Origin of the sequence: Rubrobacter tropicus (assembly GCF_011492945.1) — a bacterium.
Classification (GTDB): Bacteria; Actinomycetota; Rubrobacteria; order Rubrobacterales; family Rubrobacteraceae; genus Rubrobacter_D; species Rubrobacter_D tropicus.
Genome location: NZ_CP045119.1, coordinates 2,723,908 through 2,746,552, shown reverse-complemented (window position 1 = coordinate 2,746,552; position 22,645 = coordinate 2,723,908). Strand labels below are relative to the sequence as shown.

Below are 22,645 nucleotides of genomic sequence, written 5' to 3'. Positions count from 1 at the left end.
CCAACTCTAACCGGGCCCACGACTCAACGCAAACTTATTATCCGTGTTATTATCAATTTTGACAAATCTGCGGAGAGGAGCGGGATGCAGCGGGTGGCGGAGAGGGTCGCGCGTGGCGCGGGTGTGGGGGAGGCGCGCAGCCTGATGGGGGCTCTTTACCGGAACGTGGAGGCGCGGGGGGACGAGGTCGCGTTGGCGAGCAAAGTCGGGGATGAGTGGCGCGGGATCTCCTACGCCGACCTCTGGAGGCGCGTCGGGGACTTCGCGGCCGGTTTGAGTTCTCTCGGCGTCGGGAGCGGGGCGAAGGTGGCGATAATTTGCGGTAACCGGCCGGAGTGGGCGGTAGCGGATCTGGCCGCGCAGGGGCTCGGGGCCGCGACGGTTCCCGTCTACCCGACGCTCGGGACGGACCAGATCGGGCACATCCTCGCCGACTCCGGCGCGGTCGTGGCCGTCGTCGAGGACGAAGAACTACTGGAGAGGGTGGCCGGTCTGCGCGACGTTCTGCCGGGCCTGCGCCACGTCCTGATCATCGAGGGGGATCCCGGAGACCGGGCGGTCGCCTTCCGCGACGTGGAGGAGCGCGGCGCGGATGAGCCCCTCCTTGACCCCGACGGCTGGCGCGCGCTCGACCGGGACGACATCGCCACGATCATCTACACCTCGGGCACGACGGGACGTCCCAAGGGTGTGGTCCTCACGCACGGCAACTTCCTCTCCAACGTCGAGGGCATCCGGCGGGCGCTCCCGTTCCGGCCAGACGACGTCTTTCTCTCGCTGCTCCCGCTCTCGCACGTCTTCGAGCGGTGCGGGCAGTACCTGGCCCTCTCGCTGGGGGCCGCGACGTACTACGCCGAGTCTATCCAGCAGGTGCCGGAAAATTTGCGGGAGGTGCGGCCGACGGTCGTCCTCAGCGTCCCCCGGCTCTACGAGAAGATGCGCGACCGCATCCTGGCCCAGGTGGCCGAGGCGTCCGCGCCGCGGCGCAGGCTCTTCGAGAGGGCAATCGCCGCCGGCAGGAAACGGTACGCGGCCGGGCGTGAGGGTCGGCGTTTGGGCGCAGGCGAGCGGGCGCTGTTGCGGGCCTGCGACCGGCTCGTGTTCCGGAAGGTCAGGGAGGCGTTCGGGGGTAGGCTGCGGTTCTTCGTCTCGGGCGGGGCGAAGCTGGAGGGTGAGATCGGGGAATTCTTCTACGCCGCCGGCGTCACCATTATCGAGGGCTACGGGCTGACGGAGACCTCGCCGGTCGTCGCCTGCAACCGGCTGCCGGTGCCGAAGTTCGGGACCGTGGGCACCGTGCTCGACCATACGGAGGTCCGTGTCTCCGGCGAGGGCGAGGTTCAGGTAAGGGGGCCGGGCGTGATGCGCGGTTACTGGAACGCGCCCGAGGCGGCGCGTGGTGCGTTCACGCCCGACGGCTGGTACCGTACCGGGGATCTTGGCGAGTTGGACGGGGAGGGGTTCCTGAAGATAACGGACCGGCTGAAGAACCTGATCGTGCTCTCGACCGGCAAGAACGTGGCACCCCAGCCGGTGGAGTCGGCCATCGTGGCCTCGCCGCTCGTCTCCCAGGCCGTCGTGCTCGGGGACGGCAGGAAGTACGTCTCCGCCCTGATCGTCCCCGACTACGACGCCGTGCGCCGCGAGCTCGGCACGGAGGCGCCGAACGAAGAGCTCGCGGACGACGGGCGGTGCCGGCGGCTGATAGAGGCTGAAGTCGAGAGGACGTGCGGGCGGTTCGCGGGGTACGAGCGTCCGAAGAAAATCTCGCTTCTCGGGCGGGAGTTGACGCACGAGGCGGGCGAGTTGACGCCGACTCTCAAGGTCAAGTCGCGGGTGGTCGCGGAGCGGTACGCGGAGGAGATACAGGGGTTGTACTCTTGAAGGCCGAGAACCCTGCCGGGCCCGTGGACCGGACGACGCCCAAGGACATCTTCCTCAGCGAGGTCAAGAGCAGGGACGTGTTTCCCATCCTGATCCTGCACCTCGTCAGGCAGGGGCCCGAGTACGGGAACAGCCTGATCCACAAGATCCGGGCCAAGAGCTCGGGCGTTATGAGCGTCTCGCCGAACGCCGTCTACCCGCTCCTGCGGCGCCTGGAGGAGAAGGGCTACGTCGAGGGCAAGTGGGAGCACCCCGACACCAGGAGCCGGCGCTTCTACACGATCACCCCGGAAGGCGAGGAGAAGTACCAGGAGATGAAGGGACGATTCGAGGGGCACCTACTTCGGGTAAGGGAAGCCCTGGATTCGCTCCACGGAGAGATCTACGGGTAACAGGGAAAGGGAGGCAGCATGACGCATGGCATAAGGAGGGTCGCCGTCCTCGGCGCCGGCACGATGGGGGCCGCCATAGCGGCCCACTGCGCCAACGCCGGCCTGCAGGTGGACCTGCTCGACATCGCCCCCAAAGACGGCGAGGACAAGAACGCCGTCGTCCAGGGCGGCTACGACAGGATGCTAAAGGCCCGCCCGCCGGCGCTCATGGCCAAGGACGTCGCCAAACGCATCCGCACCGGAAACTTCGACGACGACTTCGATCGCGTCGCCGAGGCGGACTGGGTACTCGAAGCGATCCTGGAGAGATTGGAGCCCAAGCGCGAGCTCGCCGAGAGGGTCGAGGCGCTCGCCAAAGAGGACGCCATCATCTCGTCCAACACCAGCGGCATTCCCCTGCATCAGATAGCGGAGGGACGGTCCGAATCTTTCAAAAGGCGTTTCCTCGGGACGCACTTCTTCAACCCGCCGCGCTACCTCAAGCTGCTCGAGATCATCCCGACCGAAGATACCGACGGGGAGATAGTCGAGGCGGTACGCAACTTCGGCGAGCGGGTGCTCGGCAAGGGGGGTGTGATCGCCAAGGATACCCCGAACTTCATAGGGAACAGGCTCGGCTCCTTCGCCGGGATGCAGGCCGTCACCTACGCCTTCGAGAACGGATACTCCATAGAAGAGGTGGACGCCATAACGGGGCCCCTGATCGGGCACCCAAAGACCGCCACCTTCCGCCTGAACGACACCGTGGGCCTGGACATCGCCGTCGGCGTCGCCGAGAACCTCTACGAGGCCGTCCCCGAGGACGAATCCCGCGAGGACCTGAAACCCCACCCGAAGCTACTGGAGATGCAGGATAAGAACCTCCTCGGCAACAAGACGGGCGCGGGCTTCTACAAGCGCGACAAGCGCGAAGGAAAGACCGTCTTCGACGTGCTCGACCTCGAAACGTTCGAGCACCGCCCCGCCGAAGACCCGGACGTGCCGATAGTCACCGAAGCGCAGAAGCGGGGTGACCTCGGCGCCAGGTTACGTTTTCTCATCGAGAAAGCCGAAGAGGACCGGCACGCGAAGTACATCAGGGACACGCTGTACCCGTACATGGCGTACTCCTCGCGGCGGCTACCCGAGATCTCCGACACCCTGGAGGACGCCGACCACGCGATGGAGTGGGGCTTCGCCCACCAGACGGGCCCGTTTAGGACCTGGGACCTCCTCGGCGTCCGCGAGACGGTCGAGGGCATGGACTCTTTAGGCATCGAGGTCGGGCCCTGGGTAAAGGAGATGCTCGACGCGGGCAACGAGAGCTTCTATAAGACCGAGGACGGCCGGGAGCTCCAGTTCAGCCCGGTTACGAAGCAGTACGAGCCGGTCCGCGAGGACCCGATGTACGTGTCGCTCGACGGGTTGCGCGAGGCGGGCAAAGAGCTGGAGCGCAACGACTCGGCGAGCCTGCTCGACCTCGGGGACGGCGTGCTCTGCCTGGAGTTCCACTCCAAGGGCAATAGCATAGACGCCGGCGTAACGGAGATGGGCTACAAGGCGCTCGAAGCGTTGAAGAGCGACGAGTGGGTCGGCCTCGTCATCGGGAACGAGGGCCGCAACTTCTGCGTCGGGGCGAACCTCGGCGAGGTGGCGCACGCCGTCCGGAACGGGATGCTCGACGAGGTCGGCAAGAGCATCGAGGCGCTTCAGAAGCTGCTCATGGGCTTCCGGTTCGCGCCGAAGCCCGTCGTCTCGGCTCCGAAGGGGCAGACGCTCGGCGGGGGGCTCGAGATCTGCCTCCACTCAGACCGCGTAGTCGCCGCCGGAGAGTCCTACATGGGCCTCGTCGAGGCGGGCGTCGGCCTGATACCGGCAGGAGGCGGCACCAAGGAGATGGCCCGCCGCCTCGTCTCACGCCCCATGTCCACGGCCCCGGGCAGCCCCGCGCTCCCCTTCCTCCAGAAGGCCTTCGAGACCATAGCCATGGCGAAGGTCTCCGCAAGCGCCGTCGAGGCCCGCGACCTCGGCTTCCTCGAAGAGGACGACCGCATGGTAATGAACGCGGACCACCTCATATCCGCCGCCAAGCGCGAGGTCCTCGACCTGGCGGACGGTTACAACCCGCCCGAGCGAAACGCCAACGTCTACGCCTCGGGCGCCTCCGCCCGCTCCGCCCTCGTCATGGGCATAAGAACCCTCCAGTGGGGCCGCTACGCCAGCGAATACGACGGCGTCATAGCCGGCCACACCGCGAAAATCCTGACCGGCGGCGACCTGACGCTCCCCCAGTGGGTAAGCGAGGAGTACCTGCTCGGCCTTGAGAAAGAGGCGTTCCTAAAACTGCTGAAAAACGAGAAGACCCACGAGAGAATCGAGGGGATGCTGAAGACCGGAAAGCCGGTGAGGAATTGAATAGCTATCAGCGGTCAGCTTATTGGCTGAAAGCTGAGAGCTGACCGCTGATAGCTGAGAGCTGACAGCGTTCGACCGAAAGGAGAACCAATGAACGAAGCGGTTATCGTATCCGGGGCCCGGACCGCTGTGGGGCGGGCGCCGCGGGGGACTTTGCGCGGGGTGCATCCGGTGGACCTGGGGGCGTCGGCTATTCGGGAGGCCGTGGGGCGGGCCGATGGCCTCGATCCCTCGGACGTGGAAGACGTGATCCTGGGGTGCGCGATGCCGGAGGGGACGCAAGGGTACAACATGGCCCGGCTCTCCTCGGTTAGGGCCGGGATGCCGGACACGGTGCCGGCCCAGACGGTGAACAGGTTCTGCTCGTCGGGGCTTCAGACTATCGCGATGGCGGCCGAGAGGATCATGGTCGGGCACGCCTCCACTATCGTCGCGGGGGGCACGGAGCACATGTCCTCGACGCTGGAGATGCCGAACTTCGCGCCGGACCCTGGGCTGGTGGAGACCAACCCGGCCGTGTACATGGGGATGGGTTTCACGGCCGAGCAGGTCGCCAGGGAGTTCGACGTCTCGCGCGAGGACCAGGACGAGTTCGCCCTTCGCAGCCACACGCGGGCGAAAGAGGCCGTGGAGTCGGGCCGGTTCGACGGTGAGATCGTGCCGCTCGACGTCGCCTACGACTTCGTGGACGAGGACGGCCGGCCCCAGCACTTCGAGACGACTTTCGGGCGGGACGAGGGGCCGCGAGACACGTCGGCTGAGCAGCTCGCCAAGTTGCGCCCCGCCTTCCAGCAGGGCGGGACGGTGACGGCCGGGAACTCTTCGCAGCGGAGCGACGGGGCCGCCGCCGTGGTCGTCATGGAGCGGGGGGAGGCCGAGAGGCGGGGGCTGGCGCCGATGGCGCGGTTCCTCGGGTTCGCCGTCGGGGGGGTGAGGCCCGAGGTCATGGGGATCGGGCCCACCGTCGCCATCCCGAAGGTGCTGGAGCAGACCGGGCTCTCCCTCGAGGACATCGACCTCATCGAGTTCAACGAGGCGTTCGCGGCGCAGGCGCTGGCCGTGATCCGGGAAGTGGGGATGGATATCGAGAAGACGAACGTGAACGGCGGCGCCATCGCCCTCGGACATCCGATGGGCGCGACCGGCACGAAGCTCACCGTCCAGCTCCTGAACGAGATGAAGCGGCGCGGCTCGAAGTACGGCATGGTTACCATGTGCATCGGCGGCGGGATGGGCGCTGCCGGCATCTTCGAGAACCTGCAGGGTTAGCCGGTAAGCTTGTCAGCATCTCAGCCGTTCAGCCCGGGGAGGGCCTGGTGAGCCGTCAAGGGTGGAACCACGAGTACCTGGACGTCAATGGTATCCGGGTCCACTACGTCCGCCACGGCGCCGGGTTTCCGCTCGTACTCTTGCACGGGTGGCCCGAGTTCTGGTACGTCTACCGCAAGAATATTCCCGTCCTGGCGGAGGATTTCGACGTGGTCGTGCCGGATCTCCGGGGTTTCGGGGAGACGGAGAAGCCGCCCTTGCCGGACCCTCCGTCCGATTTGCTCGGTGACCTCGTCGAAGACCTGCGCGGGCTCGTGGACGCTTTGGGGTTCGAGAAGTTCGGGGTCGTCAGCCACGACGTGGGCGCGTACGTGGCGCAGGGGTTCGCGCGCAAGTATCCGGAGCGTCTCGCGGGTCTCTTCTTCTTCGACTGCCCCTACCCGGGGATCGGTGGCCGGTGGGTGGAGCCGGATTCGGTCAACGAGATCTGGTACCAGTCCTTCCACCAGAAGCCCTGGGCCGCCTCCCTCGTCGGCGAGAGCAGGAAGACTTGCGGGGCCTATTTCCAGCATTTCCTGAATCACTGGGCCCACGAACCCGGCCTCTTCGACGGGGATATGGAGGCCTGGGTGGACAACTTCATGAAGCCGGGAAACCTGCAGGGCGGCTTCAACTGGTACGTCGCCACGAACGAGGCCCGGATTCGGCTGATCCGCGAAGGCGCGCCCGGGTCGCCGAAGATAGAGACGCCGGCCCGTTTCCTGTGGGGCGAGAGCGATCCCATACTGAAGGTTCGGTGGGCCGACAGGCTCGGGGACTACTTCGCGAACTACTCGTTCGAGGCGGCGCAAGATGCGGGGCACTACGTCCACTATGAGAGGCCGGATCTCGCCAACCGTGAGATCTCCGCGTTCTTCGAGGCGCTTCGTTGAGCGTGCTTCCCGCCGGCCTTGCCACGCAAAGTGTCGGCGAGGCGGCCGAGGTCGTCGAGGGGGTGTGGCAGATCAAGCTGCCGGTGCCCTTCCCCTTGGGGTTCGTTGCCGTCTACCTGATCGAGGGTACGGATGGTTGGACCCTGGTGGACGCCGGCTACGATTACCCGCCGGCCCGCGAGGCCTGGAAGGCCGGCGCCTACGTGGCCGGCTGCGACCTTTCGCGGGACGTATCGAGGATTGTGGTGACGCACTTTCATCCGGACCACATAGGGGCGGCGCGGTGGTTGCAGGAGGTCTCGGCGGCGCCGGTCTTCATGCTGGAGGCCGAGATTCCGTTCGCGAGGAGGCTCTGGGGCTCGCCCGACGCGGGTCCTTTCGTGGACCTGCTCGTCCGGCACGGGATGCCGCCCGAGATGGCAGAGAAGGGTGCCGCGGGGATGAGGTCGGGGCTTGCGTTGCCGGAGGAGTTGTCGCCGCTCTCCGCCGGGGAGAAGGTGCCGCTCGGGGACGGGGCCGCGCGCGTCCTGCACGCGCCCGGGCACGCCGACCATCAGCTCGTCCTGCACGACGAGGGGCGTGGGATCCTGTACGCCGCGGACCACCTGATGCTCGGGATCACGCCAAACGTAGGCATCTGGCCGGAGACGGACCCCCACCCGCTCGCCCGCTACCTTGCCTCGTTGGAGGAGATGCGCGGCCTCGGGGCCGACCTCGTGCTGCCGGGGCACGGCCCCGTCTTCCACGACCTCCAAGGCCGCGTCGCGGAGATCTCGGGCCACCACGCCGAACGGCTGAACGCCATGCGCGCCACCCTGGGCGCCGGACCCAGAACGCCTTACGAGGTCTCCAGGATCGTCTTCCGGGGTACCCTGTCGGTCTACCAGCGGTGCTTCGCCCTCGCCGAGACGCTGGCCCACCTCGACCAGCTCGCCCTCGAAGGCCGGGCGCGGGCGCGGGAGGACGAGCCGGTCACCTACGAGGCCGCGTAGGGTTGGAGGCGCGTTACTCGGGCGGGGAGGAGGTCGCCAACGTCGTTACCCACGCCGTCGGGTTGCTGGCGAGCGTCGTCGGGGTCGGGGTCCTCGTGTACCTCGGGGTGGTCCGGGACGAGGCGTTGCACGTGGCGACCGCCGGGGTCTACGGGGCGACGCTCGTGGCGCTCTACGCGGCTTCCACGCTGTACCACGCGTTTCGGAGGCCCGGGGTAAAGCGCGTGTTGCGGGTGCTCGACCATTGCGCCATCTACCTGTTGATCGCGGGCACCTACACGCCTTTCGTTCTCGTCGGCCTCGGCGGGGGATGGGGCTGGACCCTCTTCGGTCTCGTCTGGGCGATGGCCGTAGCGGGCATCGTCTTCAAGGTCTTCGCCACGGGCCGCTTCGCCGTGATGTCCACCGTGGCCTACGTCGCCATGGGCTGGCTCGGCGTCGTCGCCCTCAAGCCCCTGATCGAAGCCCTCTCCCCGGGCGCCCTCGTCTGGCTGCTCGCCGGCGGCATCTCCTACACCGCCGGCACCCTGTTCTACCACCGCAAAATCCCCTACTCGCACGCCCTCTGGCACGTCTTCGTTCTGCTCGGCAGCGTGTGTCATTTTGTGGCCATAGCTCTCTACGTTCTGGTGTGATGTAGCGCGCTACGGCCTTCGCTTGTCAGCACTTCAGCTTCTTGCTTTTGCTGACGGGCTGAGAGCGAGGGCCGCAGGCCCGAAGCGTGCTGAAAGGCGCGAAGCGCCGCGCTGAGAGCGGAGCCCGAAGGGCGTAGCGTGCTGACTAGCTCGCGAAGCGAGCGTGCTGCTCATAACAGTATCGCGGTGAGAAGTGCCAGGTAGAGCGCGGCGGCCAGCATGACGGACAGTTCGAAGCGCCAGTTTCTCTTCGGGCCGATCTCGAGCGGGTGCAGGTCCGTTAGGCGGGAGAGCATGGTGACGGCGCTGGAGAACGGGGTGAGCAGGATGGTGGACTGGGCGCCGAGCAGGATGGCGACGGCCCACAGGACGGGGGCCGGGCCGGCGTCGAGGGGGAAGGCGGCGTCCAGGAGCAAGACCATGGGGATGACGTGTATGCCGGAGACGAAGCCCACCGCCATTAGGACGAGGAGCGCCGGGGCGACGAGTGCCACGGGCAGCGCGGAGAGGAGGTCTCCGAGCGGCGCGAGCACCCCCAGGGCCTGCAGTGAGATGACCAGGATGCCGGCCGAGCCGAAGAGGGCGAACTCGGCGTGGGAGGAGGCGAGCGAGCCGCGCGTCTCGCCGGCCAGCCTGTAGAGGGGCGACGTGCGGCGGGTCAGGGCGGTTGCCAGGGCGGCGATGAGGAGGACTATGACGGCCACCGTCACGGCTATGGCGGCCGTGAGCGCCAGGCCGGGGAAGAGGACGTTCACGAGGGCCACCGCCGCGACGAGCAGGACGGGGTAGAGCAGGACCGCCGCCGCCCCCCGGTCGAGCGGGGCGCCGGGGACGTCGGCCGCATCTTTCTCCTCCCACTGGGCGGTGAAGATCGTGCCAGCCAGGCCGAGGACGATAAAGGGGAAGGTGGCGGCCAGGAGGCCCGGGTAGGAGACGCCGGTCAGGACTATCGTGGTGGCCGTGAAGACGTTCAGGTTCGTCCAGAGGGGGGCGAAGGAGAAGGCGCGTCCGGCCCAGGTCAGGGCGTCGGGGCGGGACTTTGGGGCCGCCCGGGCCGTGATCACGTCTATGAGCACGAAAGCCCCCACGTCGAGCACCGCGCCCAGAACGTGACCCAGCACCCCGCTCGTCGCCTTGATGCCGACGCCGCGGCGCGTCAGGGCGGCCACCAGCGCCCGGATCTGCACGCCGTAGCGAGCCGCCCGGATCGGATACCCCGCGATGCTCAAGACGAGCAACACGGCCACGATCCCGAAATAAGTGGGCATCCCGTCGAGAAAATCCCCGACGACGAACCGCCCCGAGAGCACGGTCGCCGCGAGCGCCGCGAAGGCCACCAGGGCGAAGGCCCGGTGAAACGAGCTCGACCACGGCACGGAGATCGCGAACAGCACGGCCCCCACGCCCAGAAAGAGCGCCGTCCCGAACGACCCCGGCGCGAACGTGGACCACGCGTACCCGCCCAGAAAGACCGCGCCGAGCACCGGCCGCCGCCCGTCGAGGAGCGCCCTCAGGCCGCGCTCTGATGTGTTTTTCGCGTTCTCGTTTACCGGTGCCGCCTCTCTTCTTCTACAGCCCGTAAGTCTAGAGCATGGACGCGGCCGCACCCGGCCCCGTCGCGGTATGCTGGCCGGGGAAAGACGACCAGGGGGTACGATGCGGAAGGATCAGGCCAGAGGCGCCGAAGAGCTTGTGCTAGGCGGCGACCTCAGGGTCGGGCGTCTGGGTTTCGGGGCGATGCGGCTCTGCGGGCCCGGCGTGTGGGGCGAGCCGGACGACCCCGAGAACGCCAGGCGCGTGCTGCGCCGGGCCGTCGAACTCGGCGTGGACTTCATAGACACCGCCGACGCCTACGGACCCGAGGTCTCCGAGCGCCAGATCTCCTCAGCCCTCCACCCGTACCCCGTCAACCTCGTGATCGCCACGAAGGGCGGCTACACGCGGCAGGGCCCGGGCCGGTGGCGGACTAACGGCCGCCCGAAACACCTGCGCGAAGCCTGCGAAGGCAGCCTTCGCCGCCTGAAGCTCGACAAGATAGACCTCTACCAGCTCCACCGCCCCGACAGGCGAATACCCTTCGAGAGGTCCATGGAGACCCTCGCCAGGCTGCGCGAGGAGGGCAAGGTGCGCCACGTGGGCCTCTCGAACGTGACGGCCGAGGAGCTGGAGCGGGCGGCGCGGGTGGTGCCCATCGCCTCCGTACAGAACCGCTACAACCTGAACGACCGCCGCTCCGAAGGGGTCCTTCGGGCCTGCGAGCGCGCGGGCATCACCTTTATCCCGTGGCTGCCGCTCGGGACCGGAAGGCTGGCGCGTCCGGGCGGGGTGTTGGCCGGGGCCGCCTCCCGCCACGGGGCTACCGTCCCGCAGGTGGCCCTCGCGTGGCTGCTGGCGAAGTCGCCCGCGATGCTCCCGATCCCCGGCACCTCCTCGGTGGAGCACCTCGAGCAGAACCTTGCCGCCGCCAAGCTGCGCTTGACCGACGAGGAAGTCGTCTCGCTCACGTCACTGAAACCCTAACCCGGCGGGGCACAATATAATCGGCTTGGTCCTATCGGCGGGAAGAGGGTTGGTTCGATGCGCGACACCGGGTACGTGGGCGGGTTTCGAGGCGCGGTGCTGATGTCCGTCGCGGCGTTGACGATAGCCTGCGCCGGGTGCGGCGTTCCTACCGGAGACTCGGGTGCCGAAGGACAGGACCCCCGGCCGATAGACACGGGCCAGACCGAGGATACGGAGAACACAGCTTCCGGGACGACCCCTGGCCCCGAGACGACGGGGGAGGTGCGTCCCGCCTCGACGAGGGTAGAGGTGGGCACGCTGGCAACGGGCCTGCGAGTGCCGTGGTCCTTCGCTTTTCTGCCTGACGGTGACGCGCTCGTCACGGAGCGGGACTCAGGACGGCTTCTCAGGGTGAGCCCTTCGGGGGATGTTCGGGAGATCCAGACGTTGCCCGAGGGAGGCGACGGGGAAGGCGGGCTGCTCGGCGTCGCCGTCTCGCCGGAGTACGAGAGGGATCGTTACGTCTACGCCTACACGACTACCGAGACGGACAACCGGGTGGTGCGGTTCAGGATCGGAGAGGAGCCCGAACCCATCCTCACCGGCATCCCCGTCAACTCGTACCACAACGGCGGCAGGATAGAGTTCGGGCCAGACGACAAGCTCTACGTCACCACGGGCGACGCCGGCGACACCTCCAACTCGCAAGACCAAAGCTCTCTGGGAGGCAAGATCCTGCGCGTGAACCCGGACGGCTCGGTCCCCGGCGACAACCCGTTCCCCGGCAGCCCGGTCTACTCTTACGGCCACAGGAACGTGCAGGGCCTGGCCTGGGACGCCGACGGACAACTCTTCGCCAGCGAGTTCGGGCAGGACACCTGGGACGAGGCGAACCGAATCGAGGCGGGCGATAACTACGGCTGGCCGGAGGTAGAGGGGGAAGGGGGAGAAGACCGGGGGTTCGTCGACCCGATCACGGTCTGGCCCACGAGCGAAGCCTCGCCGAGCGGGGCCGAGATCCTGGTCGACGGCGCCATCCCGCAGTGGGAGGGCGACCTCTTCGTGACGGCCCTGAGGGGCGAAAGCCTCTGGCGACTGGAACTGGACGACCGGGGCAACGTGACCGGCCGCGAACGCCTGCTGGACGGCGAGGTCGGCCGCGTCAGGGACGTCGCCCAGGCCCCCGACGGCTCGCTCTGGGTCTCGACCAGCAACCACGACTCGTACGGAAACCCCGTCAGCGAGGACGACGACCGCATCTTCCGGCTCGCGCCGGACCGTGGCTGAGGTCAGGCGCCCGCCGGTTCCACGGTGGCGGACATGGAGCCTTTGCTGCGCGGGATGAGGGGGTCGGGGCCGAAGGCGTGGATCTGGTCCCGCTTTAGCTCGGCCTCTTCGAGGTGGGTGGTGAGGACCACGACGCGGCCCTTCGTATCCACCTCGACGGCCATCTCGTAGCCCTTGTTGACGGAATGGCCGAAGACTTTCTTGAGCATCAGGATGACGTACTCGTAGCTGTGGTCCTCGTCGTCGTGCAACACGACGTTGTAGGGCGGCATCCCCTCGGTCTTCTGCTCCTCGATGGGCCGCGCGATGGTATCGGTCATGGTGGCGTCAGCGGTTTTGCCACTCGGGCTTTCGCTTCTCCAGGAAGGCGCACATGCCCTCCTGGGCGTCGGCGAAGGTGGCGTTGAAGGACATCACCTCTCTGGTGTAACCGTAGGCCTGCTCTGTCGGCATCTCAAGCTGGCGGTAGAAGGCCTGCTTGCCCACGCCGACCACGAGCGGGCTCGCCTCGGCTATCTTGTCTGCCAAAGTGCGCGCCTCCGCCTCCAGGTCCTTCGCCGCGACCACCCGGTTAACCAGCCCCTCCGCCTTCGCTTCCTCCGCGGAGATGAAGTCGCCCGTCAGGAGCATCTCCATGCTCTTTTTCTGGCCCACGGCGCGGCTGAGGGCGACCATCGGGGTGGAGCAGAAGAGCCCTATCCGCACGCCCGGCGTCGCGAACCGCGCCTCCTCGGCGGCAACCACGAGGTCGCAGGTGGCGGCGAGCTGGCAGCCCGCCGCGGTCGCGACGCCATGCACCTGGGCTATGACGGGCTGCGGTATCCCCTGAATGGTCTGCATGAGCCTGCAACAGACGTCGAAGACGTGCCGGTAGAAGTCCGGGTCGCGGCCGACCATCTCCGAGAGGTCGTGGCCGGCGCAGAAAGCGGGGCCCTCGCCGCGGAGCACGACAACCGACGCTTCCCTGGCCTGGGCTACGGACTCGAAGCAGTCGATCAACTCCAGCATGTGATCCAGGGAGAGCGCGTTGCGCTTCTTGGGCCGGTTCATGGTCACGCGGGCGACCGGGCCGTCCCGCTCCACCAGCACGTGCTCGTAGGTCTTCTCCGCTTCAAGCATGTGGTCCTCCTCGGCTTTTCGCCACCGGACCCATGATACCCGTCTTGCCGGTCGGGTGGCGAAGGCGGGGCTGCGCGCCGTCGCGCCATCCGCGGCCGGGTTTGCCTCTCTACCCCTTGGATCGACGGGGGCGGTTCACTCCTGCTCCCAGTACGTGACGCGGCCGTCTCTCTGGCACACGAGGCGCACGCCCCCGTCCCGGGAGATGACGACCGCCACCGACCCGGGCAGCGCGCCGCACGAACGGTAGGCCGGGCGGTGGCGGGGTCTGACCCTGCCGGGGTCGGTTGTTGCTCGGGCCTCGTCTCCCCCTCAGGCCGGACGGGAGGAGCCTCGTTGGCGAAGCCGTCGGCTCACGGGCCGGCGCCTTCCACGGCGGTTTCCTGGCCCGCCGCTTCCCGCAACCGCTCAACGTCGCGCAAAGGCGGCGCGCCGAAGAGCCTCTTGTACTCCCGGGTGAACTGCGAGGCGTCGCCGTAGCCCACCCGGTGGCCGGCGCCCGCGGCGTCGAGGTGCTCGCCGAGCATAAGATTCCGGGCCTCCTGGAGGCGCATGCGCTTCTGGAACTGCAGGGGGCTCATCGCGGTGACGGCCTTGAAGTGGTGGTGGAAGCCCGAGACGCTCATCCCGGCCTCCCGCGCGACGTCCTCGACCCGCAGCGGCCGGTCGAAGTCCTCGCGCAGCCGCTCCAGGGCCCCGGCAATGCGGTGGGCGTGGCCGCCCAGGACCGCGATCTGTCGCAGCCTGCCGCCCTGCTCCCCCTTGAGGAGCCGGAAGACGATCTCGCGGGTGATAAGCGGCCGGAGGAAGCGCGCCTCCTCGGCGGGGGCGTCCAGGAGCCCGACGAGCCTCACGACGGCGTCCAGCAGGCCCGCGTCCAGCGGGCCCACGTCGAAGGCCCGCACGGCGGCCCGGTCCCCGGACGCGGGGTGGCCGGCCTCGACCATGACCGAGCCGACGAGGGCGGGGTCAAGCCCGAGGACGACGCCCAGGTACGGCCGCCCCCCCGACGCCTCCGTGACCCGGCTCGCCGTGGGAAGAGCCGCGGCGGTGATGAGGTAGCGGTCGGCGTCGTAGCGGTAGCAATCGTCGCCCAGCAAGACCTCCTTGGAGCCCTGCGCGATCACGCACAAGGCGTGGGAGGAGACGCCGTGGTCCTTCGGGGTGGGCGAGGACCGGCGGAGCAGCCGGAGCCCCCCCGGCGCCTCGACGGTCCCGTCCTCGCGGACGGCCCGGGCGACGCGCTCGACCAGCTCGTCGCGCCGGGTTTGCGCCCTGTCAGCCTCCCGTTCCGATCGCGGGCGGTCCATCGAATCCATGGCAACCTCTTCGCTCGTCCCTGATCTCTGGAGATTTGCAGGATGGTACAAGACTTCTGGAGAATCATCATAACGCCCCGCCCCCTACGCTCCTACAATCACGACCGGACAGAGAGAGTCGGCCCCGACGTCCGGGGGCAATCCGGACTTTTGTTCAACGGAGGGCGGGCGTCTTGCGCCCGATCTTGGAGGCGGAAAGCCATGCCCGGCAGTCGAGACGAACCGCGTTCCATCAACAACGGGAGGTAAGCCACATCATGCGCGCAACCGTCATGTTCGGCGCCGGGGACGTCCGCATCGAGGACGTCCCCGACGCCGCGATCGTCGAGCCGACCGACGCGCTGATCCGCGTCACCCGCGCCTGCATCTGCGGCAGCGACCTCCATCCGTACCACCAGATGGAGCGCAGCGAGACCGGAACCCGCATGGGCCACGAGGCTATAGGCGTCGTGGAGGACATCGGCGCCGATGTCCAGAGCCTGAAGCCCGGCGACCTCGTCGTCATGCCGTTCGCCTACTCCGACGGCACCTGCGAGTTCTGCCGGGAGGGGCTTCCGACGGCATGCGTGCACGTCGGGTTCTTCGGCAACCCGGGCACCGACGGGGCGCAGGCCGAGGCGGTGCGCGTCCCTTACGCCGACGGGACGCTCTTCAAGCTGCCGGTCGGCGAGGACGACGCGCTCATGCCTTCCCTGCTGACCCTCTCGGACGTGATGGGGACCGGACGTCACGCGGCAGTCGCCGCGAAGGTCGGCCCGGGCAAGAGCGTGGCCGTCGTCGGAGACGGGGCCGTCGGCCTGTGCGGCGTGATCGCCGCCAGGCGCCTCGGCGCCGAGCAGATAATCATCATGGGCCGCCACGACGACCGCATCGCGCTGGCGAGAGAGTTCGGCGCGACGGACGTCGTCAGGGAACGCGGCGAGGAGGCGGTCGAGCGCGTGCGCGGGCTCACCGGCGGCTTCGGCGTCCACTCCGTGCTGGAGTGCGTCGGCTACGCCCAGGCGATGGAGACGGCCATCGGCGTCGCGCGTCCGGGCGGCGCGGTCGGCCGGGTCGGCGTGCCCCAGGACGAGACGATCCCCGCCTCGCTGCCGGCGTTCTTCGGGAACGTCACCGTGGGCGGCGGGCCCGCCCCGGTCCGGGCGTACGTCGAGGAACTGCTGCCGGACGTGCTGGAGGGCCGCATCGAGCCTGGCCGCGTCCTCGACCGGACGGTGGGCCTCGACGGGGTGCCCGACGGCTACCGGGCGATGGACGACCGCGAGGCGATTAAGGTCATGGTCCGGCCGTGAGGCGCCTCCCTCCGAACAGGCACCGCGGCGCGGACCGGCCGTACCGCGTCATGGGTGGAGCCGGCCGATGAGCGCGTGGACGGGCGACGAGCTCGACGGGATCGGGGCGGCGGAGGAGCTGCGGCTCGCGTCGCTGCGGCCCGACGGCACGCCGCGCCCTTACGTGACGATGTGGGTCGTCCGGGCCGGCGACGACCTCTACGTGCGGTCCGCCTACGGCCCGGACAACCCGTGGTTCCGCCGCGCGAAGGCCAGCGGCGCCGGCCGCATCCGGGCCGGCGGACTGGAGCGGGACGTGGCCTTCGCCGAAGCCGATCCGGGCGCGCACGCCGCCATCGACGCCGCCTATCACGCCAAGTACGATCGGTACGGACCCGAGATCGTGGGCACCGTCGTCGGCCCCGATGCCGAGGCCGTGACGATCAGGCTCGTGCCGCGTTCCCGAAAGGAGTAGAAGGTGCAGAAGCGCAAACTCGGAGACAATCTGGAAGTGTCGGCCATCGGGCTCGGTTGCATGGGACTGAGCTTCGCCTACGGTCCGGCGACCGGTAAGCGGGAGGGCATCGCGCTGATCCGGTCGGCTGTCGAACGCGGCGTCACCTTCTTCGACACCGCCGAGGCGTACGGCCCCCACACCAACGAGGAGTTGGTCGGCGAAGCCCTCGCGCCCGTCCGTGACCGGGTGGTGATCGCCACCAAGTTCGGCTTCAGGGACGGGGACGCGCAGGCGGGCCTCGACAGTCGCCCGGAGCGCATAAGGGGGGTCGCCGAGGCCTCGCTGAGTCGTCTCAAGACCGACCGGATCGACCTCCTCTACCAGCACCGCGTCGACCCGGACGTGCCGATCGAAGAGGTGGCGGGCGCGGTGAAGGACCTGATTGGGGAGGGCAAGGTCGGGCACCTCGGCCTCTCCGAAGCAGGGGCACAGACGATTCGTCGCGCGCACGCGGTCCAGCCGGTCGCCGCGCTCCAGAGCGAGTACTCGCTGTGGTGGCGGGAGCCCGAGGAGGAGATCCTGCCCACCCTCGAGGATCTCGGGATCGGCTTCGTCCCCTTCAGCCCGCTGGGCAAGGGCTTCCTCACGGGCACCATCGATGAGAACACCGAGTTCGACAGCGCCGACTTCCGCAACACGGTGCCGCGCTTCTCGGAGGAGAACCGCAGGGCGAACCGGGCCCTGGTCGAGGTGCTCGGCGGGATCGCGGACAAGCAGGGGGCCACGCGCGCCCAGATCGCGCTGGCCTGGCTGCTCGCCCAAAAGCCGTGGATCGTCCCGATCCCGGGCACGACGAAGCTGAACCGCCTCGAGGAGAACGTCGGCGCTGCCGACGTCGAGCTCGCGTCCGATGACCTTCACGAGATCGAAGACGCCGTCTCAGGGGTCACGGTGCAGGGGGATCGGTATCCGGCGCACCTGCAGCAGCGGGTCGATCGCTGAGCGACGGGGGAAGATGCGCTCTCCCGTCGCGCACTCCGTGACCAACCAGAGTCGATTAAGGAGATGACCATGCGAGGAACTATGCTTTACGGCCCCCGGGACGTGCGTTCCGAGGAGCGCCCCGACCCGACGATCGTCGAGTCGACCGACGCGGTCATCAGGCTCTCGGCGGCCTGCGTGTGCGGCTCGGACCTCTGGCCCTACCGCGGCGCCGACCCGGTGACGCAGCCGACACCGATGGGCCACGAGTACGTCGGTATCGTCGAGGAGGTCGGCAGCGAGGTGCGTCTGATCGAGCCGGGCCAGTTCGTCGTGGGCTCGTTCTTCGCGTCGGACAACACCTGCGAGATCTGCCGGGCCGGCTACCAGTCGTCCTGCGTTCACCGGCAGCCCGGCGCCCCCACCGGCGCGCAGGCGGAGTACGCCCGCATCCCGCTCGCCGACGGCACCCTCGTGGCGACGCCGGGCCTGCCGCCGGAGGACATGATCCCCAGCCTGCTCGCGGCCTCCGACGTGCTCGGCACCGGCTGGTTCGGCGCCGTGGCGGCCGAGGCCGGTCCGGGCAAGACGGTGGCGGTCGTCGGCGACGGCGCCGTCGGCCTGCTCGCGGTGCTCGCCGCCAGGCAGCTCGGCGCCGATAGGATCATCGCGATGAGCCGCCACGAGTCCCGCCAGCGCCTCGCCCGGGAGTTCGGCGCGACCGAGATCGTGACCGAGCGCGGCGACGCGGGCGCGGCACGGATCAAGGAGCTCACCGGCGGGCTCGGCGCGCACTCGGTCGTCGAGGCCGTCGGCACGCAGGAGTCGATGATGCAGGCCATCCGCTCCGCGCGGCCGGGCGGTCACGTCGGGTTCGTCGGCGTGCTCCACGGCGTGGAGATCCTGGGTGAGGAGTTCTTCTTCTCGCACGTGCACCTGCACGGCGGTCCCGCCCCGGTCCGGCGCTTTTTGCCCGAGCTTATCGACCTGATCTGGGACCGGAAGATCGAACCCGGCAAGGTTTTCGACCTGACCCTGCCGCTCGAGCAGGCGGCGGAGGGCTACCGCGCGATGGACGAGCGCCGCGCTATCAAGACGCTGCTGCACCCGTAAGGGGCTTTGCGTTCCTGCTGCGATTGGTCATGGAACCGACCCGGAACATGTCGCCTTGCCCCGGCGCATGTGACGTCTGGGTCAAGCCATCCCTAAAGAGAAGGAGGTAACGAAATGGACCCCACCTACGACTTCCACGACCGCGTCGCCGTCGTCACAGGCGCCGGCTCCGGCATGGGGCTCGCCACGGCCCAAGCGTTCGCCGAGTCCGGGGCCGCCGTCGTGCTCTCCGACCGCGACGAGCAGACCCTCAGGACCGCGACGGACGGGCTGACCTCCGCGGGCCACCAGGCGCTCGGCGTCGCCTGCGACGTGTCCGACGAGGAGCAGGTCGCCGCGCTCGTGGAACGCGCCGTGGCGAGCTTCGGCCGGCTCGACTTCGCGTTCAACAACGCCGGCATCCAGGCCCCGCCGACCGACGCCGCCGACGAACCGGCCGAGCTCTTCGACCGCGTGAACGCGGTCAACCTGCGCGGCGTTTGGGCCTGCATGAAACACGAGCTGCGGCCGATGCGCGCCCAAGGCAGCGGCGCCATCGTCAATTGCTCCTCGCTCGGCGGGCTGGTCGGGCTCCCGGGCCGCGCCGCCTACCACGCCTCCAAACACGGCGTCATCGGCCTCACCAGGAGCGCGGCCCTCGAGTACGCGCCCCGCGGCGTCCGCATCAACGCGATCTGCCCGGGAACCATCGAGACCCCGATGGTCGAGGACATGATCGCCAAGGGCGAGCTCGACGTGCCCGAGGCCGTCGCCAACCAGCCTATCGGCCGGCTGGGACGCCCGGACGAGATCGCCGCGGCCGTGCTCTGGCTCTGCAGCCCGGCATCCAGCTTCGTGCTCGGCGTCGCGCTCCCCGTCGACGGCGGCTACACCGCCCGCTGAACGCCCGACAGAGGAGAACTATGATCGCAATGAACGTCTTTAGCCCTCGGTGGTCGCGTTGGCCGCGGAGCCGCTGCTACCCGCTCGCGCTCGCGCTCCTGGCGGCCATCTCGCTCTCGGCTTGCGGCGGGGGAGACGGGGGAGGCGACAGGGCCATCGGCGCCCCCGGGGCGAGCGCTCCGGATACGTCGCCGAGCCCGGCCTCCGGCGACCCCGACTCCTCGGAGGGCACGCCGATCCGGATCGCCTTCGGCGGTACGGGCCTCACCGCCCGGCTGCACGACAACGCCACGGCGCGAGATCTCGCATCTCAGCTGCCGCTGACGCTCACTTTCAGCGACCTCAGCAACGTGGAGAAGACCGCCCCGCTACCCCGCGAGTTGTCGCTGGACGGTGCGCCCGAAGGGCACGACCCCGCCGCTGGAGACATCGGCTACTACTCTCCGGGTGGCGACCTCGTCTTCTACTACGACAGCGAGGCCCCGTTCTTCGACGGCATCGTGCGGATCGGCGAGTTCGACGGCGGGATGGACGCGATCGAGCACCAAGGCGGCGACTTCAGCGTCACGATCAGACGCGCGGAATAATGAAGGCGGTGCGTTAAAACCCTACGGCTCAGACCCACTATCGTAAGGGAGATACCAATCACTACTACGCAGCAGCAGTGGTGGAAAGAGAGCGTCGTTTACCAGATCTGGCCGCGCAGCTTCGCGGACGGCGACGGAGACGGGATCGGGGATCTCGCCGGGATCGCCTCGCGGCTGGACCACCTCGCGACCTTGGGCGTGGACGTGTTGTGGCTGTCGCCTATCTACCCCTCACCGCAGGACGACGCCGGCTACGACATCAGCGACTACCGGGACATCGACCCGACGTTCGGATCCATGGAAGAGTTCGACGCGCTGCTGGCGGCCGTCCACGAGCGCGGGATGAAGCTCGTTATGGACCTCGTCGTCAACCACACCTCCGACGAGCACCCGTGGTTCGTCGAGTCGCGCGCCTCGAAGGACAACCCGAAGCGCGACTGGTACTGGTGGCGGTCCGCGCGCGAGGGCATGAGCGCGGGCGACCCGGGCGCCGAGCCGAACAACTGGGGCTCCATCTTCTCCGGCCCGGCGTGGGAGCTCGACGAGACTACGGGCGAGTACTACCTGCACCTGTTCTCGCGCAAGCAGCCCGACCTCAACTGGGAGAACCCCGAAGTCCGCCAGGCGGTCTACTCGATGATGCGCTGGTGGCTGGACCGCGGCATCGACGGCTTCCGCATGGACGTCATCAACTTCATCTCCAAAGACGCCAGCCTGCCCGACGGCCACGCGCACGACGGCGGCCTCTACGGCGACGGCATGCCGTTCTTCGTCGACGGACCCCGCATGCACGAGTTCCTGCAGGAGATGCACCGCGAAGTCTTCGCCGGGCGTGAAGGCCTGATCTCCGTCGGCGAGATGCCTGGCGTGACGGTCGAAGAGGCCAAGCTCTACACCGACCCCGCCCGCCGCGAGGTGGACATGGTCTTCCAGTTCGAGCACGTCCAGGTCGATCACGGTCCCTCGTTCTGGGATATCCGTCCGCTGCGCCTGCGCGACCTCAAGGCGATCCTCGGACGCTGGCAGGCCGGGCTGGCCGAGGTTGGCTGGAACAGCCTGTACTGGAACAACCACGACCAGCCGCGCGTCGTCTCGCGCTTCGGCGACGACGGAGCGCACCGGGTGCACGCCGCGAAGATGCTCGGCACCCTGCTGCATCTGCACCGCGGGACGCCCTACGTCTACCAGGGCGAGGAGCTCGGCATGACCAACGCGCCCTTCGACTCCATCGAAGACTTTCGCGACATCCAGTCGCTCAACCACTACGCCGAGGCCGTCGGCATGGGCGCCGACCCCGAAACCGTCCTGGCCGCGCTGCGCATCCGCAGCCGCGACAACGCCCGCACCCCGATGCAGTGGGACGATACCGAGAACGCCGGCTTCACCACCGGCACACCATGGATCGCGGTCAACCCCAACCACAAGGGGATCAACGCGCAGGCCGCGTTCGCCGACGACGACTCGGTGTTTCACCACTACCGGCGCCTGATCGAACTGCGTCACACCGAGCCCGCCGTCGCGCACGGCGACTTCCACATGCTACTCGCCGACCACGACCAGGTCTACGCGTTCACCCGCCGCTACGGCAGCACCGGGCTTCTCGTACTCGCCAACTTCTTTGGAGACCCCGCCACCATCGAAGTCCCGGACGCCGGCCGTTGGCAGGACGCTGAACTCCTCCTCGGCAACTATCCGGTCGATGCCACCGAGAAACTTCGGGACCTGACGCTGAGGCCGTTCGAAGCGCGCATCTACCGTTTGCGCTAGCTCCATGCACCAGGCCACCCCTGATAGCCCTCGATCGGCTCCTATTTGCTCTGTCCCTCGGGTTCCGGAACTTCGCGCCCCCGTCCTACGCGTCGGCGGTTTATCTACGACAGACCAGCGGCATATTAGTCGTACCAACGAATCGAACGACCTTCGGGAGGACGCTATGAAGATCACCAAGAACTCCCTCGAAACCACTCCCGGGCCGAGCGAGTGGTTCACCGGCGCGGTCTACATTGACACCATCGCGACACCATCAGAGCCATCCCGCCTCGCGGCCGCCAGCGTCAACTTCGCCCCGGGCGCCCGCACCGCCTGGCACACGCACCCCCTCGGGCAGACCATCTACGTCACCCAGGGCTTAGGCCTCTGCCAGCGCCGCGGCGGGCCCGTCGAGACGATCCGCCCGGGCGACCGCGTGTTCTTCGAGCCGGGCGAAGACCACTGGCACGGCGCCGCCCCGAACCGCTTCATGACCCACACAGCGATGCAGGAGGCAGACGACTCCGGCAGCCCCGTCACCTGGGGCGAGCACGTCACCGACGAGGAATACAACGCCGCACCCGCATCATAAGCCTCGGCCTGGCAAGATTGGTAGGCATCAGGTTTCAGGTTACAGCCATTAGAGCGGTTTGCGGAGGTATCGGGCCTACCGCGAGCAGGCATCCGGGTTCTCAGGTTTTCAGGTGTAAAAGGTCGGGGCCCGCCCGCGGCCTCGGGGCGCACCCCTCAAAGCCTCGGTGCCCCGTGGGCGGCGAGGGTCGGTCCTTCCGCAGACCGCTGGAGGCAAAGCCAGGGAAGCTCTTGCCGGACCACGCGACCGGTGCTTCCCGAAAGCCGCGCATCCGCGGCGCCGTTCCTC

Annotated in this window: 21 protein-coding genes; 17 read left to right on the top strand and 4 right to left on the bottom strand. The window is 68.4% G+C overall.

Features of this window, described 5'->3' with window-relative positions:
* Positions 1–84 precede the first annotated feature (84 nt).
* The 7 genes from GBA63_RS13690 (at position 85) to trhA (ending at position 8,498) form a co-directional block, all read left to right on the top strand.
* Positions 85–1,884 carry an AMP-dependent synthetase/ligase gene (locus tag GBA63_RS13690; RefSeq protein ID WP_166176924.1) on the top strand — a complete coding sequence of 600 codons (1,800 nt, stop codon included), beginning with the start codon at positions 85–87 and terminating at the stop codon, positions 1,882–1,884.
* Positions 1,881–2,276, top strand: coding sequence for a PadR family transcriptional regulator (locus GBA63_RS13685; RefSeq protein WP_166176922.1), 396 nt, complete (start codon positions 1,881–1,883; stop codon positions 2,274–2,276). The genes GBA63_RS13690 and GBA63_RS13685 overlap by 4 nt, the downstream gene beginning before the upstream one ends.
* A gap of 18 nt (positions 2,277–2,294) precedes the next feature.
* Positions 2,295–4,670, top strand: a complete 2,376-nt coding sequence (locus GBA63_RS13680; RefSeq protein WP_166176920.1) for a 3-hydroxyacyl-CoA dehydrogenase/enoyl-CoA hydratase family protein — start codon at positions 2,295–2,297, stop codon at positions 4,668–4,670.
* Between the two features lie 90 nt (positions 4,671–4,760).
* Entirely contained in the window at positions 4,761–5,939 is a 1,179-nt protein-coding gene (locus GBA63_RS13675; protein ID WP_166176918.1) for an acetyl-CoA C-acyltransferase, read from the top strand.
* 47 nt (positions 5,940–5,986) lie between these two features.
* Complete coding sequence (locus tag GBA63_RS13670; protein WP_166176917.1) at positions 5,987–6,871, top strand: alpha/beta fold hydrolase; 885 nt, start codon at positions 5,987–5,989, stop codon at positions 6,869–6,871.
* Between the two features lie 2 nt (positions 6,872–6,873).
* Positions 6,874–7,863, top strand: a complete 990-nt coding sequence (locus GBA63_RS13665; protein WP_228282566.1) for an MBL fold metallo-hydrolase — start codon at positions 6,874–6,876, stop codon at positions 7,861–7,863.
* Between the two features lie 2 nt (positions 7,864–7,865).
* Positions 7,866–8,498: a PAQR family membrane homeostasis protein TrhA gene (gene trhA / locus GBA63_RS13660; RefSeq protein WP_166176913.1), complete on the top strand. Its 633-nt coding sequence runs from the start codon at positions 7,866–7,868 to the stop codon at positions 8,496–8,498.
* A gap of 170 nt (positions 8,499–8,668) precedes the next feature.
* On the opposite strand, the gene GBA63_RS13655 is transcribed toward trhA, so the two are convergent.
* Entirely contained in the window at positions 8,669–9,982 is a 1,314-nt protein-coding gene (locus GBA63_RS13655; protein WP_166176911.1) for a hypothetical protein, read from the bottom strand.
* 172 nt (positions 9,983–10,154) lie between these two features.
* Here GBA63_RS13655 and GBA63_RS13650 point away from each other — a divergent pair, with 172 nt between their 5' ends.
* The gene (locus GBA63_RS13650; protein ID WP_166176909.1) at positions 10,155–11,018 is read left to right on the top strand and encodes an aldo/keto reductase; all 864 of its coding nucleotides are present in this window, start codon (positions 10,155–10,157) and stop codon (positions 11,016–11,018) included.
* Positions 11,019–11,075: 57 nt separating this feature from the next.
* A complete protein-coding gene (locus GBA63_RS13645; protein WP_166176907.1) occupies positions 11,076–12,287 on the top strand; it encodes a PQQ-dependent sugar dehydrogenase in 1,212 nt (403 codons plus the stop codon).
* 2 nt (positions 12,288–12,289) lie between these two features.
* Here GBA63_RS13645 and GBA63_RS13640 read toward each other — a convergent pair whose 3' ends face one another.
* The 3 genes from GBA63_RS13640 to GBA63_RS13630 all read right to left on the bottom strand — a co-directional run bounded on the left by GBA63_RS13640 (position 12,290) and on the right by GBA63_RS13630 (position 14,725).
* Entirely contained in the window at positions 12,290–12,607 is a 318-nt protein-coding gene (locus GBA63_RS13640) for an ATP-dependent Clp protease adaptor ClpS (protein WP_166176905.1), read from the bottom strand.
* A 7-nt stretch (positions 12,608–12,614) separates the two neighbouring features.
* Positions 12,615–13,406, bottom strand: coding sequence for an enoyl-CoA hydratase (locus tag GBA63_RS13635; protein ID WP_166176903.1), 792 nt, complete (start codon positions 13,404–13,406; stop codon positions 12,615–12,617).
* Positions 13,407–13,759: 353 nt separating this feature from the next.
* A complete protein-coding gene (locus GBA63_RS13630) occupies positions 13,760–14,725 on the bottom strand; it encodes an AraC family transcriptional regulator (protein WP_166176901.1) in 966 nt (321 codons plus the stop codon).
* 257 nt (positions 14,726–14,982) lie between these two features.
* Here GBA63_RS13630 and GBA63_RS13625 point away from each other — a divergent pair, with 257 nt between their 5' ends.
* The 8 genes from GBA63_RS13625 to GBA63_RS13590 all read left to right on the top strand — a co-directional run bounded on the left by GBA63_RS13625 (position 14,983) and on the right by GBA63_RS13590 (position 22,357).
* Positions 14,983–16,017 (top strand): zinc-dependent alcohol dehydrogenase family protein, encoded by a 1,035-nt coding sequence (locus GBA63_RS13625; protein WP_207956786.1) that lies wholly within the window; start codon positions 14,983–14,985, stop codon positions 16,015–16,017.
* 67 nt (positions 16,018–16,084) lie between these two features.
* Positions 16,085–16,471 (top strand): DUF2255 family protein, encoded by a 387-nt coding sequence (locus GBA63_RS13620; RefSeq protein ID WP_166176899.1) that lies wholly within the window; start codon positions 16,085–16,087, stop codon positions 16,469–16,471.
* A gap of 3 nt (positions 16,472–16,474) precedes the next feature.
* Complete coding sequence (locus tag GBA63_RS13615) at positions 16,475–17,455, top strand: aldo/keto reductase (protein ID WP_166176897.1); 981 nt, start codon at positions 16,475–16,477, stop codon at positions 17,453–17,455.
* A 69-nt stretch (positions 17,456–17,524) separates the two neighbouring features.
* Positions 17,525–18,547, top strand: coding sequence for a zinc-dependent alcohol dehydrogenase family protein (locus GBA63_RS13610; RefSeq protein WP_166176895.1), 1,023 nt, complete (start codon positions 17,525–17,527; stop codon positions 18,545–18,547).
* A 114-nt stretch (positions 18,548–18,661) separates the two neighbouring features.
* The gene (locus GBA63_RS13605; protein WP_166176893.1) at positions 18,662–19,429 is read left to right on the top strand and encodes an SDR family NAD(P)-dependent oxidoreductase; all 768 of its coding nucleotides are present in this window, start codon (positions 18,662–18,664) and stop codon (positions 19,427–19,429) included.
* Positions 19,430–19,449: 20 nt separating this feature from the next.
* Positions 19,450–20,016, top strand: coding sequence for a cyclophilin-like fold protein (locus GBA63_RS13600; RefSeq protein WP_166176891.1), 567 nt, complete (start codon positions 19,450–19,452; stop codon positions 20,014–20,016).
* Positions 20,017–20,067: 51 nt separating this feature from the next.
* Complete coding sequence (locus GBA63_RS13595) at positions 20,068–21,783, top strand: glycoside hydrolase family 13 protein (RefSeq protein WP_407690849.1); 1,716 nt, start codon at positions 20,068–20,070, stop codon at positions 21,781–21,783.
* A 166-nt stretch (positions 21,784–21,949) separates the two neighbouring features.
* A complete protein-coding gene (locus GBA63_RS13590) occupies positions 21,950–22,357 on the top strand; it encodes a (R)-mandelonitrile lyase (RefSeq protein ID WP_166176889.1) in 408 nt (135 codons plus the stop codon).
* The last annotated feature ends 288 nt before the right edge of the window (positions 22,358–22,645 follow it).

What these genes read in the sequence shown, in the direction of transcription:
- GBA63_RS13650 (WP_166176909.1), top strand. Translation starts at nt 10,155, where the DNA reads ATGCGGAAGGATCAGGCCAGAGGCGCCGAAGAGCTTGTGCTAGGCGGC.
- GBA63_RS13610 (WP_166176895.1), top strand. Translation starts at nt 17,525, where the DNA reads ATGCGAGGAACTATGCTTTACGGCCCCCGGGACGTGCGTTCCGAGGAG.
- GBA63_RS13605 (WP_166176893.1), top strand. Translation starts at nt 18,662, where the DNA reads ATGGACCCCACCTACGACTTCCACGACCGCGTCGCCGTCGTCACAGGC.
- GBA63_RS13600 (WP_166176891.1), top strand. Translation starts at nt 19,450, where the DNA reads ATGATCGCAATGAACGTCTTTAGCCCTCGGTGGTCGCGTTGGCCGCGG.
- GBA63_RS13620 (WP_166176899.1), top strand. Translation starts at nt 16,085, where the DNA reads ATGAGCGCGTGGACGGGCGACGAGCTCGACGGGATCGGGGCGGCGGAG.
- GBA63_RS13645 (WP_166176907.1), top strand. Translation starts at nt 11,076, where the DNA reads ATGCGCGACACCGGGTACGTGGGCGGGTTTCGAGGCGCGGTGCTGATG.
- GBA63_RS13635 (WP_166176903.1), bottom strand. Translation starts at nt 13,406, where the DNA reads ATGCTTGAAGCGGAGAAGACCTACGAGCACGTGCTGGTGGAGCGGGAC.
- GBA63_RS13690 (WP_166176924.1), top strand. Translation starts at nt 85, where the DNA reads ATGCAGCGGGTGGCGGAGAGGGTCGCGCGTGGCGCGGGTGTGGGGGAG.
- GBA63_RS13590 (WP_166176889.1), top strand. Translation starts at nt 21,950, where the DNA reads ATGAAGATCACCAAGAACTCCCTCGAAACCACTCCCGGGCCGAGCGAG.
- GBA63_RS13640 (WP_166176905.1), bottom strand. Translation starts at nt 12,607, where the DNA reads ATGACCGATACCATCGCGCGGCCCATCGAGGAGCAGAAGACCGAGGGG.
- GBA63_RS13680 (WP_166176920.1), top strand. Translation starts at nt 2,295, where the DNA reads ATGACGCATGGCATAAGGAGGGTCGCCGTCCTCGGCGCCGGCACGATG.
- GBA63_RS13625 (WP_207956786.1), top strand. Translation starts at nt 14,983, where the DNA reads ATGCGCGCAACCGTCATGTTCGGCGCCGGGGACGTCCGCATCGAGGAC.
- GBA63_RS13630 (WP_166176901.1), bottom strand. Translation starts at nt 14,725, where the DNA reads ATGGATTCGATGGACCGCCCGCGATCGGAACGGGAGGCTGACAGGGCG.
- GBA63_RS13675 (WP_166176918.1), top strand. Translation starts at nt 4,761, where the DNA reads ATGAACGAAGCGGTTATCGTATCCGGGGCCCGGACCGCTGTGGGGCGG.